The organism is Kribbella ginsengisoli, from assembly GCF_039537185.1.
GTDB lineage: Bacteria > Actinomycetota > Actinomycetes > Propionibacteriales > Kribbellaceae > Kribbella > Kribbella koreensis.
The window spans coordinates 63,837-85,850 of sequence record NZ_BAABAA010000004.1 but is presented as its reverse complement, the minus strand read 5'-3'; the positions used below and the strand labels follow the sequence as shown (position 1 = coordinate 85,850).

The window sequence follows — 22,014 nt, the reverse complement described above, 5'->3', positions numbered from 1 at the left end:
CCGCGTGGGGCCGGACCGGTTAGCCTTCCGGGCGTGGATGTGCGTGGAGAGGTGCTGACGACGGCGGTACTGCGAGCTTGGGCCCGTACCGCGCTGTCCGAGCTCGGGCGCGCCCGGGCCGAGATCGACGAACTCAACGTCTACCCGGTCCCCGACGGCGACACCGGCACCAACCTGTACCTCACCTGGGAAGCCGCCTGCGACGCCCTCCCGGCCGGCGACCTAACCTTCGCCGAAGCAGTCCAGGCCTTCGGCCGAGGCGCCCTCCTGGGCGCACGAGGCAACTCCGGCGTCATCACCTCCCAGCTGGTCCGGGCATGCGGACTCCGGTTGGCGGAAAACCTTCCGCCCGTGCCATCAGATCCGGCGGACTCCGCATTGGGGGAGGCGGCTCGCGCTGGCGAGACGCGAGCTGTGCTCGCGGATGCTCGGATGAGCGAGGCCGCTGCGTTTGCAGATGCCCTGGTGTTTGCGGCGGATGCGGCCTACAGCGCGGTGGCTCAGCCGGTCGAGGGGACGATGCTGACTGTCGCGCGCAAGGCCGCGGATGCGGCTCTGGAGGCGGCTAATGCGGGGAAGAGCGTCGCTGAGGTGTGTCTGGCGGCTGTGGCGGCGGCCCGCGTCGCGCTGACCAAGACGACTGAGCAGTTGGAGGTACTGCGCCGCGCAGGTGTGGTGGACGCGGGTGGGGCCGGGTTGGTGGTCATCCTCGGGGCCATGGAGTCGGTGCTGTCGGGGCGGGCTCCGGCGGCTACCAGCGGCGTACCGGCTCGGGTCGCGCCTCAGGAGTTGCCTGGGGCGGCTGGGACCGACCTGGACCCGGACGGACCGTCGTACGAGGTCATGTATCTGCTGGAGGCTGCCGACGAGCAGATCGGCGACTTCCGGAAGCAGTTGGCGGGGTTGGGGGACTCCGTGGTGGTGGTTGGTGGGGATGAGCTGTGGAACGTCCATGTGCACACGGATGACGTCGGGGCGACGATTGAGCTTGGGATCGGGATCGGGCGGCCGTACCGGATCAGGGTGACCCACTTCGCGGACATGGCTCACCGGGTGCCCGTTCCGAACAGGGCTGTGATCGCCGTCGCCGCAGGGGACGGGCTGGCGGAGTTGTTCGAAGGGTCGGGGGCAGTGGTCGTCCGGGGTGGTCCGGGGCGCAGGTGCTCGACTGGTGAGCTGCTGAAGGCTATTGAGCGGTCAGGCGCGCCGGAGATCGTCATACTGCCGAACGACAGCGACTCCATCGCAGTAGCCGAAGCAGCGGCGGCCGCAGCCCGGCAGGACGGCATCCGCGTAGCAGTGATCCCGACCAGAGCCCAGGTGCAAGGACTAGCGGCCATCGCGGTCCACGACCCCGAGCGGAGCTTCGACGACGCCGTGGTCCAGCTGTCAGCAGCCGCTGGTCAGACACGACACGGCGCGGTGACGATCGCCGTCAAGGACGCGTGGACAATGGCCGGCACCTGCAGGATCGGCGACGCGCTCGGCGTCGTGGACGGCGACTTCAGCCTCATCACCGACGATCTGGAGACCGCCGCGACCGGCGTCGTCGACCGGCTCCTGGGCGGTGGTGGCGAGCTGATGACGGTCGTCACCGGCAGCGAGGTGGAGGCCGGGCTGGTCGACGCGGTGGTGCGGCACGTGCGGCGGATTCGCCGGGATGTCGATGTCGTGGTGTACGACGGAGGACAGGAAAGGTACCCGTTGCTGATCGGGGTGGAATGAAGACCGACATCGACCGCAAGCTCCGCGACTTCGTCGGGGCGAAGACGGCCAAGAGTTTCTCCGAGGTGCTCGGCATCGAGACCGTCGGGGAGCTGCTGCGGCACTACCCGCGGCGGTACCTGAAGAAGGGCGAGCTGACCCCGTTCGACGAGCTGCAGGTCGGCGACCAGGCGACGGTCAGCGGGCGGGTCAAGAAGGTCACCGTCCGCTCGCTGGATTCCAAGCAGGAGATCCGCCCCGACGACGTGCAGAAGTTCCGCCGGCACAAGACGATCACCAAGGTGGTCGTCACCGACGGCCGCAACGACCTCGAGCTGGCCTTCTTCAACCAGCCCTGGCTGGCGAACAAACTGGTCGCGGGCACGGCCGCCCTGTTCTGGGGCGAGGTGACGATGTTCCGCGAGACCATGCAGCTCAAGGGCCCCGGCACCGAGATCCTCGACGAGGAGGACCTGACCGAGGAGGAGATCGAGCGCCGGGCCAAGCCGTTCCGGCCGCTCTACCCGGCCAGCGCGAAGCTGCCGACCGCGACGATCGAGCGCAGCATCAAGATCGTGCTGGACAACCTCGAGGAGGTCGACGACCCGATCCCCGAGCTGATCCTGCGCAAGGAGCGGCTGATCGGCCTGCGCGAGGCGCTGCAGAAGGTGCACCTGCCGGAGACCGAGAAGGACATCGAGGTCGCGCAGAAGCGGTTCCGGTTCGAGGAAGCGCTGGTGATGCAGACGATCCTCGCGCAGCGCCGGGCCGTCACGGACGCGCTGAAGGCCGTGCCACGAGAGCGCACCGAGGGCGGTCTGCTGGACGAGTTCGACAAGCGGCTGCCGTTCACGCTGACCGACGGGCAGACCGAGGTCTGCGACGAGATCTTCGCCGACATCGCCCGGCCGCATCCGATGCACCGGCTGCTGCAGGGTGAGGTCGGCTCCGGCAAGACGGTGGTGGCGCTCCGGGCGATGCTCTCGGTGGTCGACGCCGGCGGCCAGGCGGTACTGCTGGCCCCGACGGAGGTCCTCGCGACCCAGCACCACAAGACGCTGACCAAGATGCTCGGTGAGCTCGCCGAGCAGGGCATGCTCGGCGGGGCCGAGCAGGCGACCCGGGTGGGGCTCCTGACGGGGTCGTTGAACGCGGCAGCGCGGCGTACGGCGATGCTGGACGCGGCCAGTGGCGCCGCGGGGATCGTGGTCGGTACGCACGCGCTGCTCGAGGACAAGGTGCAGTTCGCCGATCTCGGGCTGGTCGTGGTCGACGAGCAGCACCGGTTCGGTGTCGAGCAGCGGGCAGCACTGAGCACGAAGTCGGGCGACGCGACCCCGCACACGCTGGTGATGACGGCGACCCCGATCCCGCGGACGGTCGCGATGACGGTCTTCGGCGATCTCTCGGTGTCGACGCTGACCGAGTTGCCGGCCGGCCGGTCGCCGATCGCGAGCAATGTGGTGCCGGCGCTGCAGAAGCCGGACTGGCTCGAGCGGGCCTGGCAGCGGGTCCGGGAGGAAGTCGGCAAGGGCCATCAGGCGTATGTCGTCTGCCCGCGGATCGGCGACGACGTGAAGAACGCCGCAGACGAGGAAGGCGACTTCGCCCAGGGAGAGCTCAACGACGGCGACGACGGGCGCAACGAGTCCAAGGCCAAGACCCGGCCGGCCATCTCGGTGCTCCAGGTGGCCGAGGTGCTCGAGACGGCGCTGGACGGGTTGCGGGTCGAGATCCTGCACGGGCGGCTGCCGGCCGACGAGAAGGACTCGGTGATGACCCGGTTCGCGGCCGGCGAGATCGACGTACTGATCGCGACCACCGTCATTGAGGTCGGCGTCGACGTGCCGAACGCGTCGACGATGGTGGTGATGGACGCGGACCGGTTCGGCATCTCGCAGCTGCATCAGCTCCGCGGGCGGGTCGGCCGGGGCAAGGTGCCGGGGCTCTGCCTGCTGGTCACTTACACCTGGCCGGGCTCGGCGTCCATGCAACGGCTGGAGGCGGTCGCGGCGACGACGGACGGGTTCGAGCTGTCCCGGATCGACCTGGAGACCAGGCGTGAGGGCGACGTGCTCGGGGTCGCTCAGTCGGGTCGCCGGAGCAGCCTCAAACTGCTCAGCGTGCTCCGCGACGAGGACATCATCCTGACCGCCCGGCACGTCGCGAACTCGCTGATCTCGGTCGACGCCGAGCTCGCGGAGTACCCCGTACTACGTTCCTTCGTGCGCAGCGCGCTGGAGTCCGAAGCCACCGACTACCTGGAGAAAACGTGACTCTGCTTTCGGCCTCGCCTCCGGCTCGGCGGGTCATGGGGCTGAACTCCCGTTCTTCCCTCGTCGCTTCCCTCGTCGCTTCGCTCCTCAGTCTAGAACGGGAGGCCCCATGACCAGGATCGTTGGGGGAGTAGCGGGCGGTCGTCGGATCGCCGTACCCCCTGGTGACGGCACCCGGCCGACCACGGATCGCACCAGGGAGGCGCTTTTCTCCTCGCTGGAAGCCGAATTCGGTGGCTTCGACGGCCTGCACGTCCTCGACCTGTACGCCGGATCGGGAGCAGTCGGCCTGGAGGCGCTGTCCCGTGGCGCCAAGCGGGTCGTCCTGGTCGAGGCCGATCGTCAGGCGGCCGAGGTGATCGCCGCGAACATCAAGGTGGTGTCGATGCCAGGTGCGACGCTGCTGACCAGGCCGGTCGAGAAGGTTGCCGCCAGCCCCAATTCGGGTGACCCGATCGACCTGGTCTTCGCCGACCCGCCGTACAAGCTGGACACCCTTGAATTGCAGGAGGTCCTGACCACACTGGCGGCGCGCGGGTGGCTGGCCGAGGACGCGGTGGTCGTGGTCGAGCGGGGCAAGCGTGAGCCATGGGAGTGGCCGGCGGGGTTCGCCGCGCTGCGGGATCGCAAGTACGGCGAGGCCAGGCTTTGGTACGGTCACCGCCATGAGTAGGGCTGTGTTCCCCGGTACCTTCGACCCGCCCACCAACGGCCACCTGGACGTGATCGCCCGGGCGTCGGCCGCCTTCGACGAGGTGATCGTCGCGACCGGCGTGAACCAGTCCAAGCAGCGGCTGTTCACGGTCGAGGACCGGGTGGCGATGCTGACCGAGATCGCCGCGCCGTTCGGCAACGTCCGGGTCGGCACCTTCGACGGGCTGGTGGTCGACTACTGCCGGGCCGAGAACGCCGGTGTGATCGTCAAGGGGCTGCGGACCGGGTCCGACTACGACTACGAGCTGCCGATGGCCCAGATGAACCGGCGGCTGTCCGGCGTGGACACCCTCTTCGTGCCGGCCGCGCCGGAGAACGCTTTCATCTCCTCCAGCCTGGTCAAGGAGATTGCGAAACTCGGCGGTCCGGTGGCCGACTTCGTGCCGCCCAGCGTTCACGCGAAGTTGCTCGCCACGCTCTAGCGAGCCCCGGATTGGGTCAGACGGACTGAAGTTGGTAATGTTGTCCACTGGTCTTGTTGAGACCGAGATTCTGCCTGCCTACGCCTGAAAGGGATGTCCTGAGCGCCTTGGACCCGCGGTCCCCACTCGTGATCGATACCCACGAGCTGTCACGCCGCGCCGGGTCCCAGCGCGAAGTCTCCTTCACGGCACCGGCACCGGCCGACCTCGGAATCGACGTGATCGGTGTTCCCGAAGGCGACCCGATCCAGTTCGATCTGCGACTGGAAGCGGTGGTCGAAGGGGTGCTCGTGTCCGGTTCGGCCAGTGGCCGGCTGGTCGGGGAGTGCGCGCGGTGCCTGGTCGATGTCGAGGACGAGTTCCTCGCCGACGTCCAGGAGCTGTACGTCTACCCGGAGAGCGACGCCGAGCCGGACGAGGCCAGCCGGATGGAGGGCGATCTGATCGACCTCGAGCCGGCGTTGAGGGACCAGGTGGTGCTCGCGCTGCCGTTCCAGCCCTTGTGTTCGGACGACTGCCTTGGTCTGTGCCCCGAGTGTGGGGTGCGACTGGAGGACGAGCCCGGCCACAAGCACGAGGACGGTGTCGATCCCCGCTGGACCGCTCTGCAGGGCCTGCTCGGGCAGGATGAGAAGAAGTAGTACCAGCAGTTCCTGAAAGCTTTTCCAAGTCACCAGCCAGCCGGCCGGGTCGCAAGCCCCCGGCCGAACCGAGGAGTCATAACCGTGGCCGTTCCGAAGCGGAAGATGTCGCGCAGCAACACCCGGAACCGCCGGGCCCAGTGGAAGGCCACCGCGCCTTCGCTGGTCACCTGCGTGAACCCCGCCTGCCGCGCGAAGCACCTGCAGCACACCGTGTGCCCCACCTGCGGCCAGTACGGCGCCAAGGGTGAGCGTCGCCAGGTCGTCGAGAGCTAAACGGCCACCTTCACAGTGAACTCTGCCAACGAATCGGGGCTCTACGCCGAGCTGAACCAGCGGCTCGGCGTATCGCTGGCTGACCCACTACTGGAGCACGCCTTCACCCACCGTTCGTTCGCGTACGAGAACGGTGGGTTGCCGACCAATGAGCGGCTGGAGTTCCTCGGGGACTCCGTGCTCGGCGTCATCGTCACGGAGTCGCTGTTCCGCAACCATCCGGACCTGTCCGAGGGCCGGCTCGCCAAGCTGCGCGCGGCGGTCGTCAACATGCGCGCGCTGGCGGGCGTCGCCCGTGAGCTGAAGCTGGGGAAGTACCTTCGGCTCGGCCGTGGCGAGGAAGCCACCGGTGGGCGGGACAAGTCGTCGATCCTGGCCGACTGCGTCGAGGCACTGATCGGGGCGGTCTACCTCGATCGTGGTTTCGAGGTGGCCGGCGGGGTCGTGCACACGTTGTTCGACGAGCTGATGGAGTCGTCGGCGCGGCTGGGCGCGGGCCTGGACTGGAAGACCAGCCTGCAAGAGTTGGTGGCCCAGCTGGGGGTCGGCGTACCGGAGTACGTGATCGCCGAGTCCGGTCCCGACCACGCCAAGACCTTCGAGGCGCGGGTGCGGATCGGGTCGGACACCTACGGGCACGGCATCGGCCGGAGCAAGAAGGAAGCCGAGCAGCAAGCTGCCGAGACCGCCTGGAAGGCGCTCAGAGCAGCCCACCCGGACAGCACAGACCCCTCCCAGCAACCCTAGTGTCCTGCCTTGGGGATTCGCACGCCGTCTCCGGCGCCCGGGCGGGCACCTCGCTGCGTTGTCGGAAGTCCACGATGAACACCGCATCGAGGACTTCCTCCGCCTTGCGATGCACCCACCCGGACACCGGAGCCATCGCACGACTCCCCAAGGCAGGACACCGGTGCCTGAGCTTCCAGAGGTAGAGGTCGTTCGCCGCGGACTCACGGATTTCACTGCCGGGCGAACGATCGACGCCGTCGAAGTACTGCATCCGAGGCCGGTACGGCGGCACCTCGCCGGGCCGGACGATTTCGCCGCCCTGCTCAAGGGGCAGACGTTCGCGACCCCGGCCAGGCGCGGGAAGTACCTGTGGCTCCCGCTGGAGTCCGGGGACGCCGTCCTGGCGCACCTGGGGATGAGCGGGCAGTTCCGGGTGCAGCCGGTCGGGGCGCCGGACGAGAAGCACCTGCGGATCCGTTTCCGGTTCGCCGACGACGGCGGAGAGGTCCGTTTTCTGGACCAGCGGATGTTCGGTGGTCTTTCCTACTCCGAGGGCGGCGCCGAACTGCCCGCGGAGATCGCGCACATCGCCCGGGACCCGTTCGATCCTTTGTTCGACGAAACCCTTTTCGTCAGCTCGCTGCGCCGGAAGAAGACCGGTTTGAAACGGGCGTTGCTCGACCAGACGCTGGTCAGCGGGATCGGGAATATCTATGCGGACGAGGCTTTGTGGCGCGCGAAGCTGCATTACGCCAAGGCGACCGAGACGATGAAACCCTTGCAGGCAAGGGAAATCCTCGGTCACGCCAAGGCGGTGATGGGGGAGGCGCTGGCCGTCGGCGGGACCAGCTTCGATGCCCTGTATGTCAACGTGAACGGGGAATCCGGCTATTTCGAGCGGGGTCTCGCGGTCTACGGCCAAGAGGATTCGCCGTGCCCCCGCGACGGCCGCCCGATCCGTCGCGAACCGTTCATGAACCGTTCCTCGTTCCGCTGCCCGAAGTGCCAGCCGGTACCGCGACACGCCCGGTGGTGAGCGGGAAATGGTTAATTCCAGTAGCCCAGGTTGACCCAACCCGATCCCGGTGTCACCCTGAAAGACGGCACACAATTCTGCGCTCCGCGGACCCCAGGGGCGCCCACTGCCAGAACCCTTCCGGAGGACAGCACAATGGCCAAGGCTCTTTTAGGGCACCTTGGAGGCACTGACCCGCGCATGCTCGAGCAGGTACGTCTGCTCAACCGGCGTGTCGCCGATCTGGAGGCGCACGTGATGCGCCTGCAGGCTGAGAACGACCACCTGGTCGCAGCCGTACACGACGGGCGTCTGCTCACGGTAGACGAGGCTCTGCGCGAGCCTGCTTCGGTCTGACCTACCGAAGCCGCACCACCCTTACCGACCGCACCACACACGGCGGCGGCCCCCGTCCGGGCCTCCGCCGGTTTCATGTGTCCTGTAGGTACAGTGATTACTGGAACTACTTCCCCCGGTAGCGGCAGCGTCACAGGGCGTCAAGTGGCGCGATTGCGGTTATGACGGTTCCTTTCGGTATCGTCTGTCCTTTCACGGGTTGGGAGCAATCGCTTTGTACCTCAAGAGCATGACGCTCCGAGGCTTCAAGTCGTTCGCGTCGGCCACGACGATGAACTTCGAACCGGGGATCACCTGCATCGTCGGGCCCAACGGTTCCGGCAAGTCCAACGTCGTCGACGGTCTCGCCTGGGTGATGGGTGAGCAGGGCGTCAAGTCGCTGCGTGGCGGCAAGATGGAGGACGTCATCTTCGCCGGCACCTCGGGCCGTGCCCCGCTGGGCCGCGCCGAGGTGGTGCTGACCATCGACAACACCGACGGCGCGCTGCCGATCGACTACACCGAGGTCACCATCTCGCGGACGATGTTCCGCAACGGCGGCTCGGACTACCAGATCAACGGCCAGAACTGCCGCCTGCTGGACGTCCAGGAACTGCTCAGCGACTCCGGTATCGGCCGCGAGATGCACGTCATCGTCGGCCAGGGACAGCTCGACTCGATCCTGCGTGCCACCCCTGAGGGCCGCCGCGGCTTCGTCGAGGAGGCCGCCGGCGTCCTGAAGCACCGCAAGCGCAAGGAGAAGGCGCTCCGCAAGCTGGAGTCGACCGAGGGCAACGTGCACCGCCTCGGCGACCTGATCGCCGAGATCCGTCGCCAGCTGAAGCCGCTCGGGCGCCAGGCGGAGGTGGCGCGGCGGGCGGTGACGATCCAGGCCGAGGTCCGTGACGGCCGCTCCCGGCTGCTCGCCGACGACATCGTGCAGGCCCAGTCCGCGCTCGAGGCGGAGCTGAAGGACGAGGCGGCACTGACCGAGAAGCGTTCCCAGATCGAGGCTGCCCTGCGCGAGGCGCGGGAGATGGAAGCCGAGCTGGAGGACGCGCTGCGTACCGACGCGCCGGCCCTGCAGGCCGCCCAGGACACCTGGTACTCGCTGTCCGGCTTCGGCGAGAAGATCAAGGGCACCGCCCGGATCGCCGCCGACCGGATCCGCTCGCTCAACGACGAGGCCGAGGAGTCCCGCAGCGGGCGCGACCCCGAAGAGCTCGAGCTGGAAGCGGCCCGGGTCCGCGAGACCGAGGCGCAGATCGAGGCCGAGGTCGAGGCGCATTCCGAGCTGTTGCAGCAGGCGATCGAGCACCGGCAGCAGTTGGAAGCACAGCACGCGGAGGAGGAGCGCCGGATCGCGGCGCTGATCCGGGCTGCCGCTGACCGCCGCGAGGGCCTGGCCCGGCTGACCGGCCAGGTGAACGCGCTGAAGAGCCGCGCGGCCGCAGCCGAGTCCGAGATCGGCCGGCTCGCCACCAACCAGCGCGAGGCCGAGGCGCGGGCTGCCAAGGCGCAGCACGACTTCACCGCCCTGGAGACCCAGGTCGCCGGTCTTGACGCCGGTGAGCGCGGTCTGGACGAGGAGTACGAGGCGGCCCAGAGCGTCCTGGACGAGCTGGACGAGCGCCTCACCAAGCTCCGCGCCGAGGAGCGCGACGCCGAGCGGGAGCGCGCCGGGCTGACCGCCCGCAAGGACGCCCTGGAGATGGGCCTCAACCGCAAGGACGGCGCCGGCGCTTTGCTGGCCGCCTCCGAGCAGATCACCGGCCTGATGGGCTCCGTGGCGGCCCTGCTGAGCGTCCGACCCGGCTACGAGACCGCTATCGCCGCAGCGCTGGGCGAGGCGGCCGACGCCGTCGCGGTGACCCACACGCAGGCCGCGCTGAACGCTGTCGGGCACCTCAAGGAGCACGACCTCGGCCGCGCCGGGCTGCTCCTCGGAGACGCCCCGGCTGACGACTACTCCAGCTGGCCCTCGCTGCCGTACGGCGCGACGTACGCAGTCGATGTGGTCGACTGCCCCGAGACATTGCGCCCGGCACTCCGCCGCCTGCTCCGCAAGGTGGCTGTCGTCGAGGATGTACCGGCTGCGCGCTCGCTGGTGCAGCATCTGCCCGACGTCACGACCGCCACCCGCGCGGGCGACGTACTGGGTGCGCACTTCGCGTACGGCGGGTCTGACGCGGCGCCGAGCCTGATCGAGGTGCAGTCGGCCGTCGACGAGGCGGCCGAGAAGCTGACCGAGGCGACTGCCCGGAGCGAGCGGCTGCGGTTCGAGCTGGCCGCGATGGAGCGCGAGCGGGGGAGCCAGAAGGAGTCCGTCGAGATCGCGCTGGCCCGGCTGCACGAGTCGGACGCGTCGATGGCCGCGGTGGCCGAGCAGCTGGCCCAGTTCGGGTCGCTGGCGAAGGCATCCCGCGGTGAGGCCCAGCGGATGGCTGAGGCGATCGCTGCGGCGGCGGAGGAGCGGGACAAGAACCTGTCCGGCCTCGCTGACCTGGAGAAGCGACTCAGCGACGTCGAGCAGTACGGCGACGAAGACGGCGACGAGCCCGACCCGACCGAGCGTGACCGGCTCGCCGAAGCGGCGAAGGCCGGCCGTGCGGCCGAGATGGAAGCACGGCTCGCACTGCGGACTACTGAGGAGCGTGCGCGGGCCCTGTCCGGCCGGGCCGACTCACTGGAGCGTGCGGCTCGCCAGGAGCGCGAGGCCCGGGCTCGGGCGATCGCCAGGGCGACCCGGCGGGCCCGGCAGTCCCAGGCCGCCCAGGCGGTCCACTTGGCCGCTGGTCACGTACTGGCCCGCCTGGAGAACTCACTGAAGCTTGCGGCGACCGAGCGGTCGGCCATCCAGGCTCAACGGGCCGAGCGGGAGACTGCGCTGGCCCAGGCCCGGTCCGCGACTCGCAACCTGAGCAGTGAGCTTGAGCAGCTCACCAACACCGTCCACCGCGACGCGCTGGCCCGGGCCGAGCAGAAGATGCGCTTGGAGGCCCTGTACGAGAAGGCGCTGAGCGAGCTGGGCACCGAGGTGGAGGCGCTGGTCGCGGAGTACGGGCCGGACCAGCTGGTACCGCCGCTGGTGAAGGACGGCGACGAGAACACCCTCGAGCTCGAGGGTGAGCCGTTCGACCGGGCCAAGGTGCAGAAGCGGCTCAAGACGGCGGAGCGCGCGCTCGGCCAGCTGGGGCGGATCAACCCGCTCGCGCTGGAGGAGTTCGACGCGATGGAGGAGCGGCACCGCTTCCTCGCCGAGCAGCTCGAGGACCTGAAGAAGTCCCGTCGCGACCTGATGGACATCGTCAAGGAGGTCGACGACCGGGTCGAGCAGGTCTTCACCGAGGCCTACCGCGACGTCGAGGTCGCCTTCGAACATGTCTTCAGCCGGCTGTTCCCCGGCGGTGAGGGCCGGCTCGTGCTGACCGACCCCGACGACATGCTCAACACCGGTATCGACGTCGAGGCCCGCCCACCCGGCAAGAAGGTCAAGCGCCTCTCGCTGCTGTCCGGTGGTGAGCGCTCCCTGGTCGCGGTCGCCTTCCTGGTCGCCCTCTTCAAGGCCCGCCCCTCGCCCTTCTACATCCTCGACGAGGTCGAAGCAGCCCTCGACGACACCAACCTCGGCCGCCTCCTGGAGATCTACGAAGAGCTCCGCGAGAACAGCCAGCTCCTGGTCATCACCCACCAGAAGCGCACCATGGAGGTAGCCGACGCCCTCTACGGCGTCACCATGCGAGGCGACGGCGTCTCCGCAGTGATCTCCCAGCGGATCCGGGAAGCCGAGCCCGCGTAGCGCCGCCTGTCTCGCGCGGCGACGGTTGACCGCCGAAGAGTTGGTCGCACGGCATCGGCGGTTGCCGCGGGTGGACTCCGGGCTGCTACGCCAGGAGGCCGACGAGTTCTTCGGCGGCGACGACCGGGTCGGCGACGATCCGGCAGGTGACCCTTGGATGCGCGACCGTCACTGATTCGCTGGACACAGGCGTGCTGGACACCTCGCATTTATCGATCTCGGCTTGTTGGACGCCAATCGTCTCCCGGAGTGCTGCCCGTTACGGCACGCTGGTTGCATTGGCGATCTCGGCCGGGCGAGACCCGCGGCCGCGGCGGATGGATCTGATGATCGGCGCCATCGCTTCGACCAGAGGGTTGCCGCTGTACATGCGCAACGCCAAGGGCTTCAAGGGTCTCGAGGACGTGTTGTCCGTCGTGGCGATCTGATCGCTGGGCTGCGTCAGCATCGTGGTGGTACCCGCTTGACATGATTAAGACGGGCGGTCATATTGGTGGCATGGCGCGGCGGAGTATGCGGGAAGAGATCGTCGAGGCGGCGCTGGCTCAGTTTCATGAGCGGGGGTTCAACGCGGCGGCGGTGAAGGACATCACGGATCGGGCCGGGGTTCCGAAGGGGTCGTTCTACAACCACTTCGAGAGCAAGGAAGCGCTGGCGATCGTGGCGCTGGAGCGGTACGGGAATGGGGGCCGGCTGACGGAGCTGGCCGACAGCTCGGTCGAGCCGGTGGCGCGGATTCGTGCGCATTTCGAGGGCATGCGGGATGACATGATCAGCTCCGGGATCACCCGTGGGTGCCTGCTGGGCAACTTCGGGGCCGAGATCGTCGACCACAGTGAGCCGATCCGGGCCGGCGTACGGGCCGGGTTGGAGCGCTGGAGTGGGCTGCTCGCAGGGGCGATCGCCGAGGGGCAGGAGGCCGGCGGCATTCCTCGGGAGCTCAATGCGGATCAAACGGCGCGCTACTTGCTGAGCGCCTGGGAGGGGACGCTGATCCAGGCGCGTGCTTTCAAGTCGGCAGAGCCTTTCGAGATCTTCTTCGGCATCACCTTCGGCAGCCTGTTCAAGGGCTGACGCCGAACCCCTCGACCGCCGAGGGGTTCTCTTTTGACCAGTCCAAGATGACCGACCGTCTTAGGAGCAAGGATCATGACCACCTACCGCGCTGTGCACGCCACCGAGGGCGTCTTCAGCCTGGTCGAGCGTGAGCTGACCGACCCGGGACCGGGCCAGGTCCGGATCGCCGTCGAGGCCTGCGGCATCTGCCACAGCGACGTCGTCGGGGTCGAGAACCTCTACCACCACCACGAGGCCGGTACGCCGATCATCCCCGGCCACGAGGTGGTCGGCCGGGTCGACGCCCTCGGCGCCGGCGTCACCAGCTGGACCGTCGGCCAGCGGGTCGGCGTCGGGTATTTCGGCGGCCACTGCGGCGTCTGCGAGTCCTGCCGGCGGGGTGAGTTCGTCTACTGCACCGACCAGGCGATCCTCGGCGACTCGATCGACGGCGGCTATGCGGAGTACGTGACGACTCGGGCGACCGGGCTGGTCGCAGTACCGGAGGAGTTCGACGCCGTGGAGGCCGCTCCGCTGCTGTGCGCCGGTATCACCGTCTACAACGCGCTGCGCAAGGCGAGCCTCTGGCCCGGCGATCTGGTCGCCGTCCAGGGCATCGGCGGACTCGGCCACCTGGCCATCCAGTACGCCGCCAAGCTCGGCCTCCGCGTCGTCGCCGTCGCGCGGGGCGGGGACAAGCGTGAATTGGCGCTGAAGCTCGGCGCGACCGAGTACATCGACAGCACCGCCGTCGACCAAGCCGCGGCCCTGCAAGCGCTCGGCGGCGCCAAGGTGATCATCCCGACCGCCTCCAGCGGCGCGTCGATGTCACCGCTGCTCGACGGACTCGCCCGGGGCGGCCGGTTGATCGTCGTCGGCGCCGCGCCGGACCCGATCGAGGTGCCCACCGTCCAACTGCTGTTCGGCAACAAGAGCATCGAGGGGTCGCTCACCGGCACCCCGCTCGAGAACGAGGAGAACCTCGCGTTCAGCCTCGCCCACGACGTCCGGCCGATGGTCGAGCCGGTCGGGATCGAGGACGCCGCGGAGGCGTACGCCCGGATGATGTCCGGCGCTGCCCGCTTCCGGATGGTCCTCGACCTCGAACGCTGACAAAAATCCAAGAGGGGAACAGCTATGAGCCAGTTGATTCTGAACGCGATCGGTGACATCGACAAGGACATCACGCTCGTCACCGATCCTGACCTGACCGTCGGCGCCGATCAGGTGCTGGTCGCGATCGAGGCCGCGGTGATCAACCCGGTCGACCTGATGATTGCCGCCGGCACCTATGGGTTCCAGGCCAAGCCGCCGTTCGCGCTCGGCACCGAGGGTGTCGGCCGGGTGACCGCGGCGGGAGCGTCGGTCGACCAGGCGCTGGTCGGCCGCCGGGTGGTCATCCTGCCGAACTACGAGCAGGGGACCTGGGCCGACCAAGTGGTGGTGGCCGCGCGGAACGTAGTACCGGTGACCGATGAGGGCGACCCGGAGCAACTCGCGATGGTCGCCATCAATCCGTTGACCGCGCATCTCATGCTCACCGAGTACGTCGACCTCCAGCCGGGCGACTGGATCGGGCAGAACCTGGGCAGCTCGGCCGTCGGCCAGTACGCGCTCGCCCTGGCCAAGCGGGCGGGCCTGAAGGTGCTCAGCGTGGTACGGAGCGAAGAGGCGGCCGATCGGCTCCGCCGCCAGGGCGCCGGCCTGGTAGTTGTCGATGGCAACGACCTGGCGGAGCGGATCAAGGCCGAGCTCGGTGGGCAGCAGCTCAAGCTGGTACTCGACGGGGCCGGCGACGCGACCGTCGGCGCGCTGGGATCGGCGCTGGAGTTCGAGGGCACCGTGGTCAGCTACTCGTCCGTCACCGGCCAGCCGGTACCGGTCGGGCGGCGAGACTCGCTCTACCGGCAACTGAAGTTGCGGGGGATCTGGATCGTCAACTGGCTGCAGAACTCCACGCCGGAACAGATCGCCTCGACGTACGGGGAGCTCGCCGAACTGGTTGCCCAGGGCGTGCTCCGCGCCGAGGTCGAGGCGAGCTACCCGGTGGCCGAGTACCGCAAGGCACTCGACCACCACCGGCGGGGCGGTCGTACCGGGAAGATCGTCTTCAAGCCGTGATCGTCATCGACGCGATCTGATCGTCTTGTACGTCGAACGTGAAGTGTGAGGGCCCGTTGAAGCCGTCGCCACCTACTTGGGTGGCGACGGTGACCGGGTTTCCGGGCGTGGACACCTCCGTGCCGGTGAAGGTGACGAACTTGCCGATGAACTCGCCGTCGCTCCAGGACCGGATCCGCTCCGGGCCGCGGAACTGCCGGCCCCAGTCGTCGACGAATCCGTCCGGTGCGAAGGCCGCGACGAAGGCGTCCGCGTCGAGGGCGTCGACCGCGGCCAGTACGCGCCGGACAGCGGCCGGCAGGTTCTCCTGAGTGCTCATAACGTAAAGATAACCAGGCTTTCCGGCTGAACCGGTTGGCGCACCTGTCCGTGTGGATGGTGTCGAACAGACACACAATCCAAGGGAGCAGGATCATGAAGCGCTTTGCCATCGTCGTCGGAACGACGGTCCTCGGACTGTCCGCCCTCACCGCGTGCGGTGGCGGCTACGACAAGCCCGCGGCGGCTCCGAACAACGCGTCCAGTGCAGGCGCGGCGGCCAAGCTGGCCACCGCCGACGTCGGCGACTTCGGCAAGGTCGTCGTCGACGGCACCGGCCGGACGCTGTACGTGTTCGACAACGACACCGCCGACCCGTCGAAGTCGAACTGCGACGGCGGCTGCGCGGCGCTGTGGCCGCCGGTGCTGGCCGGGTCCGGTACTCCGCAGGTCGACGGCGTGGACGCCTCCCTGGTCGGGACCGTAGCGCGCAGCGATGGCAGCAAGCAGGTCACGCTGGCCGGGCACCCGGTGTACGAGTACGCCAAGGACTCCAAGGCCGGAGAGGCCAAGGGCCAGGCCTTCGGTGGTACCTGGTGGGTCGTCGGCGCGGACGGCAAGAAGATCACCACGCAGGCCTCGTCGGACTCCGGCGCGGGCTACGGCTACTGACCTCCACCACGATGGCCACCGCCGACTGCTGCGTACTGCAGGGCCCCGCATGGGGTCCTGCGGCGCGATCCCCTATCGTACGATCGACCAAGTCGATCGAGGCCGGGAGGACAGCGGTGGGCGACACGGACCGCCGTCCGGAGACGGCCGAGGCGCTGATCCGCACGCTGTACGCCGAACACGGCCGCAGCCTGCTGGCTTACGCGACCCGGCTGACCGGTGATCGGGCAGCCGCGGAGGACGTCGTACAGGAGACTCTGGTCCGGGCGTGGAAGCACGCTGACGACCTGCTGGACGGCAAGGGGTCGGTGCGGGGCTGGCTGCTGACAGTGGCGCGCAACCTGGTCACCGATCGGGCCAGGGCGCGGGCTGTCCGGCCCGCCGAGGTGGCCGAGGTCGAGGACCGGCCGCCGGTGGAGGGTGATCACTCCGAGTCGGTGGTGAACACCATGGTGGTGATGGACGCCCTCGACCAGGTGTCGCCGGAGCATCGCGAAGTACTGGTCCAGCTGTACTACCGCGGCCGGTCTGTGACGGAGGCCGCGAAGGAACTGGGCGTACCGCCGGGTACCGTGAAATCGAGATCGTATTACGCCCTCCGAGCACTGCGCGCGGTGATGGCAGGACCGGAAGCGGAGGTGGCCCGATGAGCGAGCACGATCACTCGCAGCTCGGCGCCTACGTGCTGGGCGGGCTGGAGCCGGACGAGATCCGCGAGGTCGACGAGCACCTGGCCGGCTGTGCCGAGGCGCGCGACGAGCTGGCCGGGTTCGAGGAGATGAAGGAGTTCCTCGGCGAGGTACCGCCTGAGGCTTTCCTGGACGGCCCGCCGGAGGACGGCGACCTGCTGCTGCAGCGCACGCTGCGCCAGGTGCGCGCCTCCGAGGCCTCTGAAGCTCCTGGGCATCACGTCGCTGAGCATGCTGCTGGCGGGTCACGCAAGCGGGGCCCGTGGCTACTGGTCGCTGCTGCGGTCGTAGTGGTGGCCGGAGCGCTGGGTGGCGGCGTACTGATCGGGCGCCAGACGGCAGACACCGACGATGTCGCCGGTACTACGCCTGCCGGCTCCAAGCAGGTCACTGTGACCGATGCGGCCACCAAGGTGAAGATGGCGACCACTGTCGAGCCGCGGGCCGGCTGGAGCTGGATCAACGTCAATCTCACGAACCTGAAGGCCGGTGACCAGTGCGAGATGCTCGTCACCGACAAGGCGGGCAAGACCTACGTGGCCGGCAGCTGGGTCATCTCGGAGAAGGCAGCCAAGGAAGGCAGCCGCTTCGGCGGTGGCGTGCTGGTGCCGATCGACCAGGTGAAGTCGGTGGAGATCAAGACCGTCCAGGGCGAGCACGTAGCCACCACACCGGTCTGAATTCGGTTGCCTCGTCCGGGAGGATGGATAGCGTGAACTACGCGACCACCGATGCATCCGAGGATCTCCAGGCGCGGCGCAAGGCAGCGGCCGCCGAGTGCACCCGTTGGCTGTCGGGCCGCCGGGTCCCGCCCGCCGACGCGCTGCGGGGGCTGGCGGACGTGGCGACCTCGGATGAGCGGGACGGGTACGGCACCGGCGGCGAGGTCGAGTTGCTCGAGCAGGAGGTTGCTGAGCTGCTCGGCAAGCCGGCTGCGGTCTTCCTGCCGAGTGGGATCCTCGCCCAGCAGAGCGTGCTCCGGGTGTTCGCGGATCGGGCGGGGACGCGGCGTATCGCAGTACATGGGTTGTCCCATCTGCTGCTGCATGAGTTGAACGCGCTGGAGGAGGTGCACCACCTCCGGATGGAGCGGATGACGTCGGAGCCGCGGCAGCCTCGGCCGGATGAGCTGGCCGCCATCCCGGGGAAGCTGGCTGCGGTGACGGTGGAGCTGCCGCTGCGCGACGGTGGGTTCGTACTGCCGACCTGGGACGAGCTGGTGGTGTTCGCTGCGGCTTGCTCGGAGCGTGGCGTGCCACTGCATTTGGATGGAGCTCGCCTCTGGGAGAGCACGCCGTACCTGGAGCACAGCCTGGCAGAGGTCGCTGCACTCGCCACTACCGTCTATGTCTCCTTCTACAAGGGACTGGGTGGCTTGAGCGGAGCAGCGCTCGCCGGGCCCGAAGACGTGATCGCAGAGGTACGCCGCTGGCAGCGCCGTCTCGGTGGGAATGTCTACACGCTCTTCCCGTACGCCGTGTCCGCGCGCGAGGGTTTGCGGACGGTGCTGCCGCAGATGGGTGACCTCCACCAGAGGGCTGTCGAGTTGGCGGAGGCCTTGCAGGGAACGGGATTCCGGGTGTTCCCGGAGCCGCCGCACACGAACTCGTTCCGGGTCTATGCGCCACGGCCGGCTGCGGAGATGGAGCTGGCGGCAGTGCTGCGGATGGAGGCGACTCGGGAGTCGTTGTCGTATACGTGGCGGGCGGCCGACGTACCGGGATGGTCTTGGGTCGAGCTCGTCGTGACGCCTGGAACTCTGCAGTGGCGAATTGATGAAGTCGGTAAGGGTTTCGGGGAACTTCTCGGCGGGTAGGGACGTCCACCTGGTGTGAGGGTTCGGGAATCGCAACACAACGGGGAGAAGTAGCTCAGTGCTGACGTTCGTTTTCACCATGGTCATCCTGCTGGTCCTGTCAGGACTCGTCCTGCTGGCGGTCGCCCGAGGTGAAGGTAAGAAGATCGGCCTCTAGATTGGCCTGATGAGACGTCTCATCTTTCAGGAATTCGTCACGCTCGACGGGTACGCCGCCGGGCCGGACGACTCGCTCGACTTCTTCTCCACCGTCACCGGCCAGACCGACGATGACAACCTGGCGCTGCTCGAGAGCGTCGACACCATGCTGCTCGGTGCGACCACCTACCGGATCTTCGTCGATTACTGGCCGACGGCAACAGATCGGCTCGCACCGCGGCTGAACGGGCTGCGCAAGGTGGTCGCTTCGTCGACCCTCTCGAGCGCCCCTTGGGGCGAGTGGGAGCCGGGTGAGGTCGTCGCCGATGCCGTGGCCGCCGTCACTGCGCTGAAGGCGGAGGAAGGGAAGGACATCGTGTTGTGGGGGAGCATCTCGCTCTTCCACAGCTTGCTGACGGCCGGACTCGTCGATGAGGTCCAGTTGCGGGTCTGCCCTGTGGTGCTCGGCGGCGGTAAGAGCGTGTTCCCCAGTGGGCAGTTCTCGCTGGAGCTGATCGAGGCTGTGCCGTGGGCGACCAACGGTGTCCTGCTTCGGTACGCAGCTAGCTGACTGCGTGGACGACGGCCTTCACGATCGGTGCTGCGACGGTGAAGGTGGGGACAACCAGTAGGAGTGCGGCCGTGGTGTAGGCGGCGACCGACAGCAGGGTCGCGTTCGGCGCTGGGTCGGCCAGTCGCTGCACCCTGAGCACGGTCGACGACTTGGCGGCGGCTAGGCCGGCCTCTGGTGCTGGGGAGCCCGCTAGAGCGACCAGTGCCCGGGCGAGCGGCAGGGGACCGTTGCGGCGGCGGGCGTCGTCGTCTGCGAGCAACTCGACCAGCGTGCGTGCCTGGTCCAGGGCTACGTCGCTCCGGACGAAGCGGGGGAACGCCATGTGGAGTGCGGTGAAGGCCTCGAGTACGAGGTCGTGTCGCGCCCGCAGGTGCGCTTGCTCGTGGGCCAGTACCGCCCGCAACTCACCGTCGTCGAGCCTGTCGAGCGCGCCGACCGATACGACGACCCGGGCGCCTCGTAGGGCCGGCAGGCAGTAGGCCAGCGGCGTCTCCTCGGCCAGGACCCGCAGGCCCGGGATGAGCCCGTCCGGTGTCGCCAGTACGTCGACCAGGTCGCGGTGACGCTTCCTGCGCGCTCTGGTGCCGACAGCGACGCGTCCGACCGCCCAGAGCAGCCGGATGCCGACCAGGGCCGTTAGAGCGAGTACCAGGGCCGCAGCGAGGTCTCGTGGGGACGACGGATCGAACCGCGGCTCACCAGGCTCGCCCGCCGTCGAGTACGACAGTGCGATCCCAGCCCCGAAGGCAGCCAGTACTGCGGCTAGCGCGATCGCCTGCCAGAGAACGACCGCAGCCCGGGGGATCCGGTATGGCCAACCGGCGCGCGCCATGAACGCCGGGACCGGCCCGGTCAGTACCAGGGCCAGCGCCGCAAGCACGAACGGGGCAGTCACCCCTCCCGCTCCTCCAGCCGGGCCAGCGCGTCCCGAAGCAGCGCTGCCTCCTCATCACTGACCTGTCCGACGAACCGGACCAGGGCCTCGCGCCGGTCACCCGCCCGGTCGAGTGCGTCTCGCATGAGGTCGGCGGCCAGTTCCTCCCGGGGTGCGGCCGCCTTGTAGCGCCAGGCCCTGCCGTCGCGCTCGCGCTCGGTCAGCCGCTTCTTCGCCAGCCGGTCCAGCACGGTCATCACGGTGGTGTAGGCGAGCTCACGGGTCCCTGACAGCCGTTCGTGCACCTCGCGCACGGTGAGCGCGCCGTCGGCGGCCCAGAGCTGCTCCATCACCAGCCGCTCGAGGTCTCCAAGGGGGCGGGGAGCCTTGTCGTCGGCGGACATGTGGCCAGTATAACTACGCGTTGTAGTAGATCTGCGCTAGCATCTACTACGTAACGTCGTAGATCGCCCGGGAGGGCTCCGATGGACACGCTCGACCTGGCTCGCTGGCAGTTCGCGATCACCACTGTCTACCACTTCTTCTTCGTCCCGGTGACGCTGTCCCTGGTCGCCGTCACGGCCGGCCTGCAGACCGCGTGGTACCGGACCGGCAAGGAGAAGTACCTGCGGCTGACCAAGTTCTACGGCAAGTTGTTCCTGATCAACATCGCGATGGGGGTCGTCACCGGGCTGGTCCAGGAGTTCCAGTTCGGGATGAACTGGAGCGACTACTCGCGGTTCGTCGGCGATGTCTTCGGGGCGCCGCTGGCGCTCGAGGGGCTGCTCGCGTTCTTCCTCGAGTCGACCTTCATCGGGTTGTGGATCTTCGGCTGGGACCGGCTGCCGAAGAAGGTACACCTGGCCTGCATCTGGATGGTGGTGCTCGGCACCCAGTTGTCGGCGTACTTCATCCTGGCCGCCAACTCGTGGATGCAGAACCCGGTCGGCTTCCGGTACAACGCCGAGCGCGGCCGCGCCGAGCTGACCGACATCGGGGCGGTGCTGACCAACAAGGTCGTGCTCGTCACCTACCCGCACACGATCTTCGCGGCCTTCATGGTCGGCGGCGCGTTCGTCGCGGCGGTGGCGCTGTGGCACCTGATCCGCCGGCCTGGCGTCGATACCGGTGCCTTCCGTACTGCGCTGCGGCTCGGTGCCGTGATGCTGATCGTGGCCGGCGCCGGGGTCGCTCTGAGTGGTGACCAGCAGGGCAAGGTGATGACCGAGGTGCAGCCGATGAAGATGGCCGCGGCCGAGGCGCTCTACGAGTCGGAGAAACCTGCCTCGTTCTCGATCTTTACCGTGGGAACTTTGGATGGCTCTCGCGAAATTTACTCGGTCAAGGTTCCGTATCTGCTCTCCTTCCTCGCCACCGGGCACTTCGACGGTGAGGTCAAGGGCATCAACAATCTGCAGGAGTCCTACGAGAAGCTGTACGGGCCGGGCTCGTACAAGCCGAACGTGCCGCTCACGTACTGGACCTTCCGGCTGATGATCGGGGTCGGGATGACCGCGGCCGGGCTGGCCGTCTTGTTGCTCTGGGCAACTCGGAAGGGCCGGGCGCCGCATCGGCTGCTGCTCTGGCTGGCGGTGCCGTTGCCACTGCTGCCGTTGCTGGCGAATGTCTTCGGGTGGGTGTTCACCGAGACGGGCCGGCAGCCATGGCTGGTGTTCGGGTTGCTGCCGACATCGGCCGGGGTGTCGCCGGGGACGACGATGTCGGAGGTGCTGATCTCGCTGATCGGGTTCACCGCGCTGTACGGCGTACTGGCTGTGGTCGAGGTGAAGCTGATGCTCAAGTCGATCCGGGCCGGGCTGGCCGGTGCGTCGCCGCTGCCGGGTGATCCACCCGATGATGCGCCGGACGATGCCGCCAAACCGCTCTCCTTCGCGTACTAGGGG

At 68.4% G+C, this 22,014-nt stretch carries 23 protein-coding genes; 20 read left to right on the top strand and 3 right to left on the bottom strand.

Features of this window, described 5'->3' with window-relative positions:
- Positions 1–33 precede the first annotated feature (33 nt).
- From ABD768_RS16825 to ABD768_RS16760, 14 genes are all read left to right on the top strand, one after another.
- Complete coding sequence (locus tag ABD768_RS16825) at positions 34–1,725, top strand: DAK2 domain-containing protein (protein WP_343963529.1); 1,692 nt, start codon at positions 34–36, stop codon at positions 1,723–1,725.
- Entirely contained in the window at positions 1,722–3,980 is a 2,259-nt protein-coding gene (recG, locus tag ABD768_RS16820) for an ATP-dependent DNA helicase RecG (protein ID WP_344841525.1), read from the top strand. The genes ABD768_RS16825 and recG overlap by 4 nt, the downstream gene beginning before the upstream one ends.
- A 109-nt stretch (positions 3,981–4,089) precedes the next feature.
- On the top strand, positions 4,090–4,653 hold the full coding sequence (rsmD, locus tag ABD768_RS16815) for a 16S rRNA (guanine(966)-N(2))-methyltransferase RsmD (RefSeq protein ID WP_344841524.1): 564 nt from the start codon (positions 4,090–4,092) through the stop codon (positions 4,651–4,653).
- The gene (gene coaD, locus ABD768_RS16810) at positions 4,646–5,116 is read left to right on the top strand and encodes a pantetheine-phosphate adenylyltransferase (protein WP_343963523.1); all 471 of its coding nucleotides are present in this window, start codon (positions 4,646–4,648) and stop codon (positions 5,114–5,116) included. The genes rsmD and coaD overlap by 8 nt, the downstream gene beginning before the upstream one ends.
- A 128-nt stretch (positions 5,117–5,244) precedes the next feature.
- Entirely contained in the window at positions 5,245–5,757 is a 513-nt protein-coding gene (locus tag ABD768_RS16805) for a YceD family protein (protein WP_343963521.1), read from the top strand.
- An 84-nt stretch (positions 5,758–5,841) separates the two neighbouring features.
- Positions 5,842–6,033 carry a 50S ribosomal protein L32 gene (gene rpmF, locus ABD768_RS16800; RefSeq protein ID WP_270137530.1) on the top strand — a complete coding sequence of 64 codons (192 nt, stop codon included), beginning with the start codon at positions 5,842–5,844 and terminating at the stop codon, positions 6,031–6,033.
- A gap of 15 nt (positions 6,034–6,048) precedes the next feature.
- Positions 6,049–6,780, top strand: coding sequence for a ribonuclease III (gene rnc, locus ABD768_RS16795; RefSeq protein ID WP_343963517.1), 732 nt, complete (start codon positions 6,049–6,051; stop codon positions 6,778–6,780).
- 163 nt (positions 6,781–6,943) lie between these two features.
- Positions 6,944–7,798, top strand: a complete 855-nt coding sequence (mutM, locus tag ABD768_RS16790; RefSeq protein WP_344841520.1) for a bifunctional DNA-formamidopyrimidine glycosylase/DNA-(apurinic or apyrimidinic site) lyase — start codon at positions 6,944–6,946, stop codon at positions 7,796–7,798.
- A 180-nt stretch (positions 7,799–7,978) separates the two neighbouring features.
- Positions 7,979–8,134 (top strand): hypothetical protein, encoded by a 156-nt coding sequence (locus tag ABD768_RS16785; RefSeq protein WP_328326390.1) that lies wholly within the window; start codon positions 7,979–7,981, stop codon positions 8,132–8,134.
- Between the two features lie 229 nt (positions 8,135–8,363).
- Entirely contained in the window at positions 8,364–11,912 is a 3,549-nt protein-coding gene (smc, locus tag ABD768_RS16780; protein ID WP_425552028.1) for a chromosome segregation protein SMC, read from the top strand.
- A 278-nt stretch (positions 11,913–12,190) separates the two neighbouring features.
- Positions 12,191–12,340, top strand: a complete 150-nt coding sequence (locus tag ABD768_RS16775) for a PIN domain-containing protein (RefSeq protein ID WP_344841517.1) — start codon at positions 12,191–12,193, stop codon at positions 12,338–12,340.
- A gap of 70 nt (positions 12,341–12,410) precedes the next feature.
- Positions 12,411–12,986, top strand: a complete 576-nt coding sequence (locus tag ABD768_RS16770) for a TetR/AcrR family transcriptional regulator (RefSeq protein ID WP_344841515.1) — start codon at positions 12,411–12,413, stop codon at positions 12,984–12,986.
- A 75-nt stretch (positions 12,987–13,061) separates the two neighbouring features.
- Positions 13,062–14,081 (top strand): alcohol dehydrogenase catalytic domain-containing protein, encoded by a 1,020-nt coding sequence (locus ABD768_RS16765; protein ID WP_344841513.1) that lies wholly within the window; start codon positions 13,062–13,064, stop codon positions 14,079–14,081.
- Between the two features lie 24 nt (positions 14,082–14,105).
- On the top strand, positions 14,106–15,089 hold the full coding sequence (locus tag ABD768_RS16760) for a zinc-dependent alcohol dehydrogenase family protein (protein WP_344841512.1): 984 nt from the start codon (positions 14,106–14,108) through the stop codon (positions 15,087–15,089).
- Here ABD768_RS16760 and ABD768_RS16755 read toward each other — a convergent pair.
- Complete coding sequence (locus ABD768_RS16755) at positions 15,079–15,408, bottom strand: nuclear transport factor 2 family protein (RefSeq protein ID WP_343963501.1); 330 nt, start codon at positions 15,406–15,408, stop codon at positions 15,079–15,081. The genes ABD768_RS16760 and ABD768_RS16755 overlap by 11 nt on opposite strands.
- 95 nt (positions 15,409–15,503) lie before the next feature.
- On the opposite strand from ABD768_RS16755, the gene ABD768_RS16750 reads away from it, so the two are divergent.
- The 5 genes from ABD768_RS16750 to ABD768_RS16730 all read left to right on the top strand — a co-directional run bounded on the left by ABD768_RS16750 (position 15,504) and on the right by ABD768_RS16730 (position 19,233).
- Positions 15,504–16,019 (top strand): COG4315 family predicted lipoprotein, encoded by a 516-nt coding sequence (locus ABD768_RS16750; RefSeq protein ID WP_344841509.1) that lies wholly within the window; start codon positions 15,504–15,506, stop codon positions 16,017–16,019.
- A 116-nt stretch (positions 16,020–16,135) separates the two neighbouring features.
- The gene (locus ABD768_RS16745; RefSeq protein ID WP_343963497.1) at positions 16,136–16,669 is read left to right on the top strand and encodes a sigma-70 family RNA polymerase sigma factor; all 534 of its coding nucleotides are present in this window, start codon (positions 16,136–16,138) and stop codon (positions 16,667–16,669) included.
- Positions 16,666–17,388 carry an anti-sigma factor family protein gene (locus ABD768_RS16740; RefSeq protein WP_343963495.1) on the top strand — a complete coding sequence of 241 codons (723 nt, stop codon included), beginning with the start codon at positions 16,666–16,668 and terminating at the stop codon, positions 17,386–17,388. The genes ABD768_RS16745 and ABD768_RS16740 overlap by 4 nt, the downstream gene beginning before the upstream one ends.
- 32 nt (positions 17,389–17,420) lie before the next feature.
- Positions 17,421–18,524 (top strand): threonine aldolase family protein, encoded by a 1,104-nt coding sequence (locus ABD768_RS16735; RefSeq protein WP_344841507.1) that lies wholly within the window; start codon positions 17,421–17,423, stop codon positions 18,522–18,524.
- Positions 18,525–18,690: 166 nt separating this feature from the next.
- On the top strand, positions 18,691–19,233 hold the full coding sequence (locus tag ABD768_RS16730) for a dihydrofolate reductase family protein (RefSeq protein ID WP_344841505.1): 543 nt from the start codon (positions 18,691–18,693) through the stop codon (positions 19,231–19,233).
- On the opposite strand, the gene ABD768_RS16725 is transcribed toward ABD768_RS16730, so the two are convergent.
- Positions 19,226–20,131, bottom strand: coding sequence for a M56 family metallopeptidase (locus ABD768_RS16725; protein WP_344841503.1), 906 nt, complete (start codon positions 20,129–20,131; stop codon positions 19,226–19,228). The two genes, ABD768_RS16730 and ABD768_RS16725, sit on opposite strands and share 8 nt — an antisense overlap.
- Positions 20,128–20,514, bottom strand: coding sequence for a BlaI/MecI/CopY family transcriptional regulator (locus tag ABD768_RS16720; RefSeq protein ID WP_344841501.1), 387 nt, complete (start codon positions 20,512–20,514; stop codon positions 20,128–20,130). The genes ABD768_RS16725 and ABD768_RS16720 overlap by 4 nt, the downstream gene beginning before the upstream one ends.
- An 81-nt stretch (positions 20,515–20,595) precedes the next feature.
- Here ABD768_RS16720 and ABD768_RS16715 point away from each other — a divergent pair, with 81 nt between their 5' ends.
- The gene (locus ABD768_RS16715; RefSeq protein ID WP_343963485.1) at positions 20,596–22,011 is read left to right on the top strand and encodes a cytochrome ubiquinol oxidase subunit I; all 1,416 of its coding nucleotides are present in this window, start codon (positions 20,596–20,598) and stop codon (positions 22,009–22,011) included.
- The last annotated feature ends 3 nt before the right edge of the window (positions 22,012–22,014 follow it).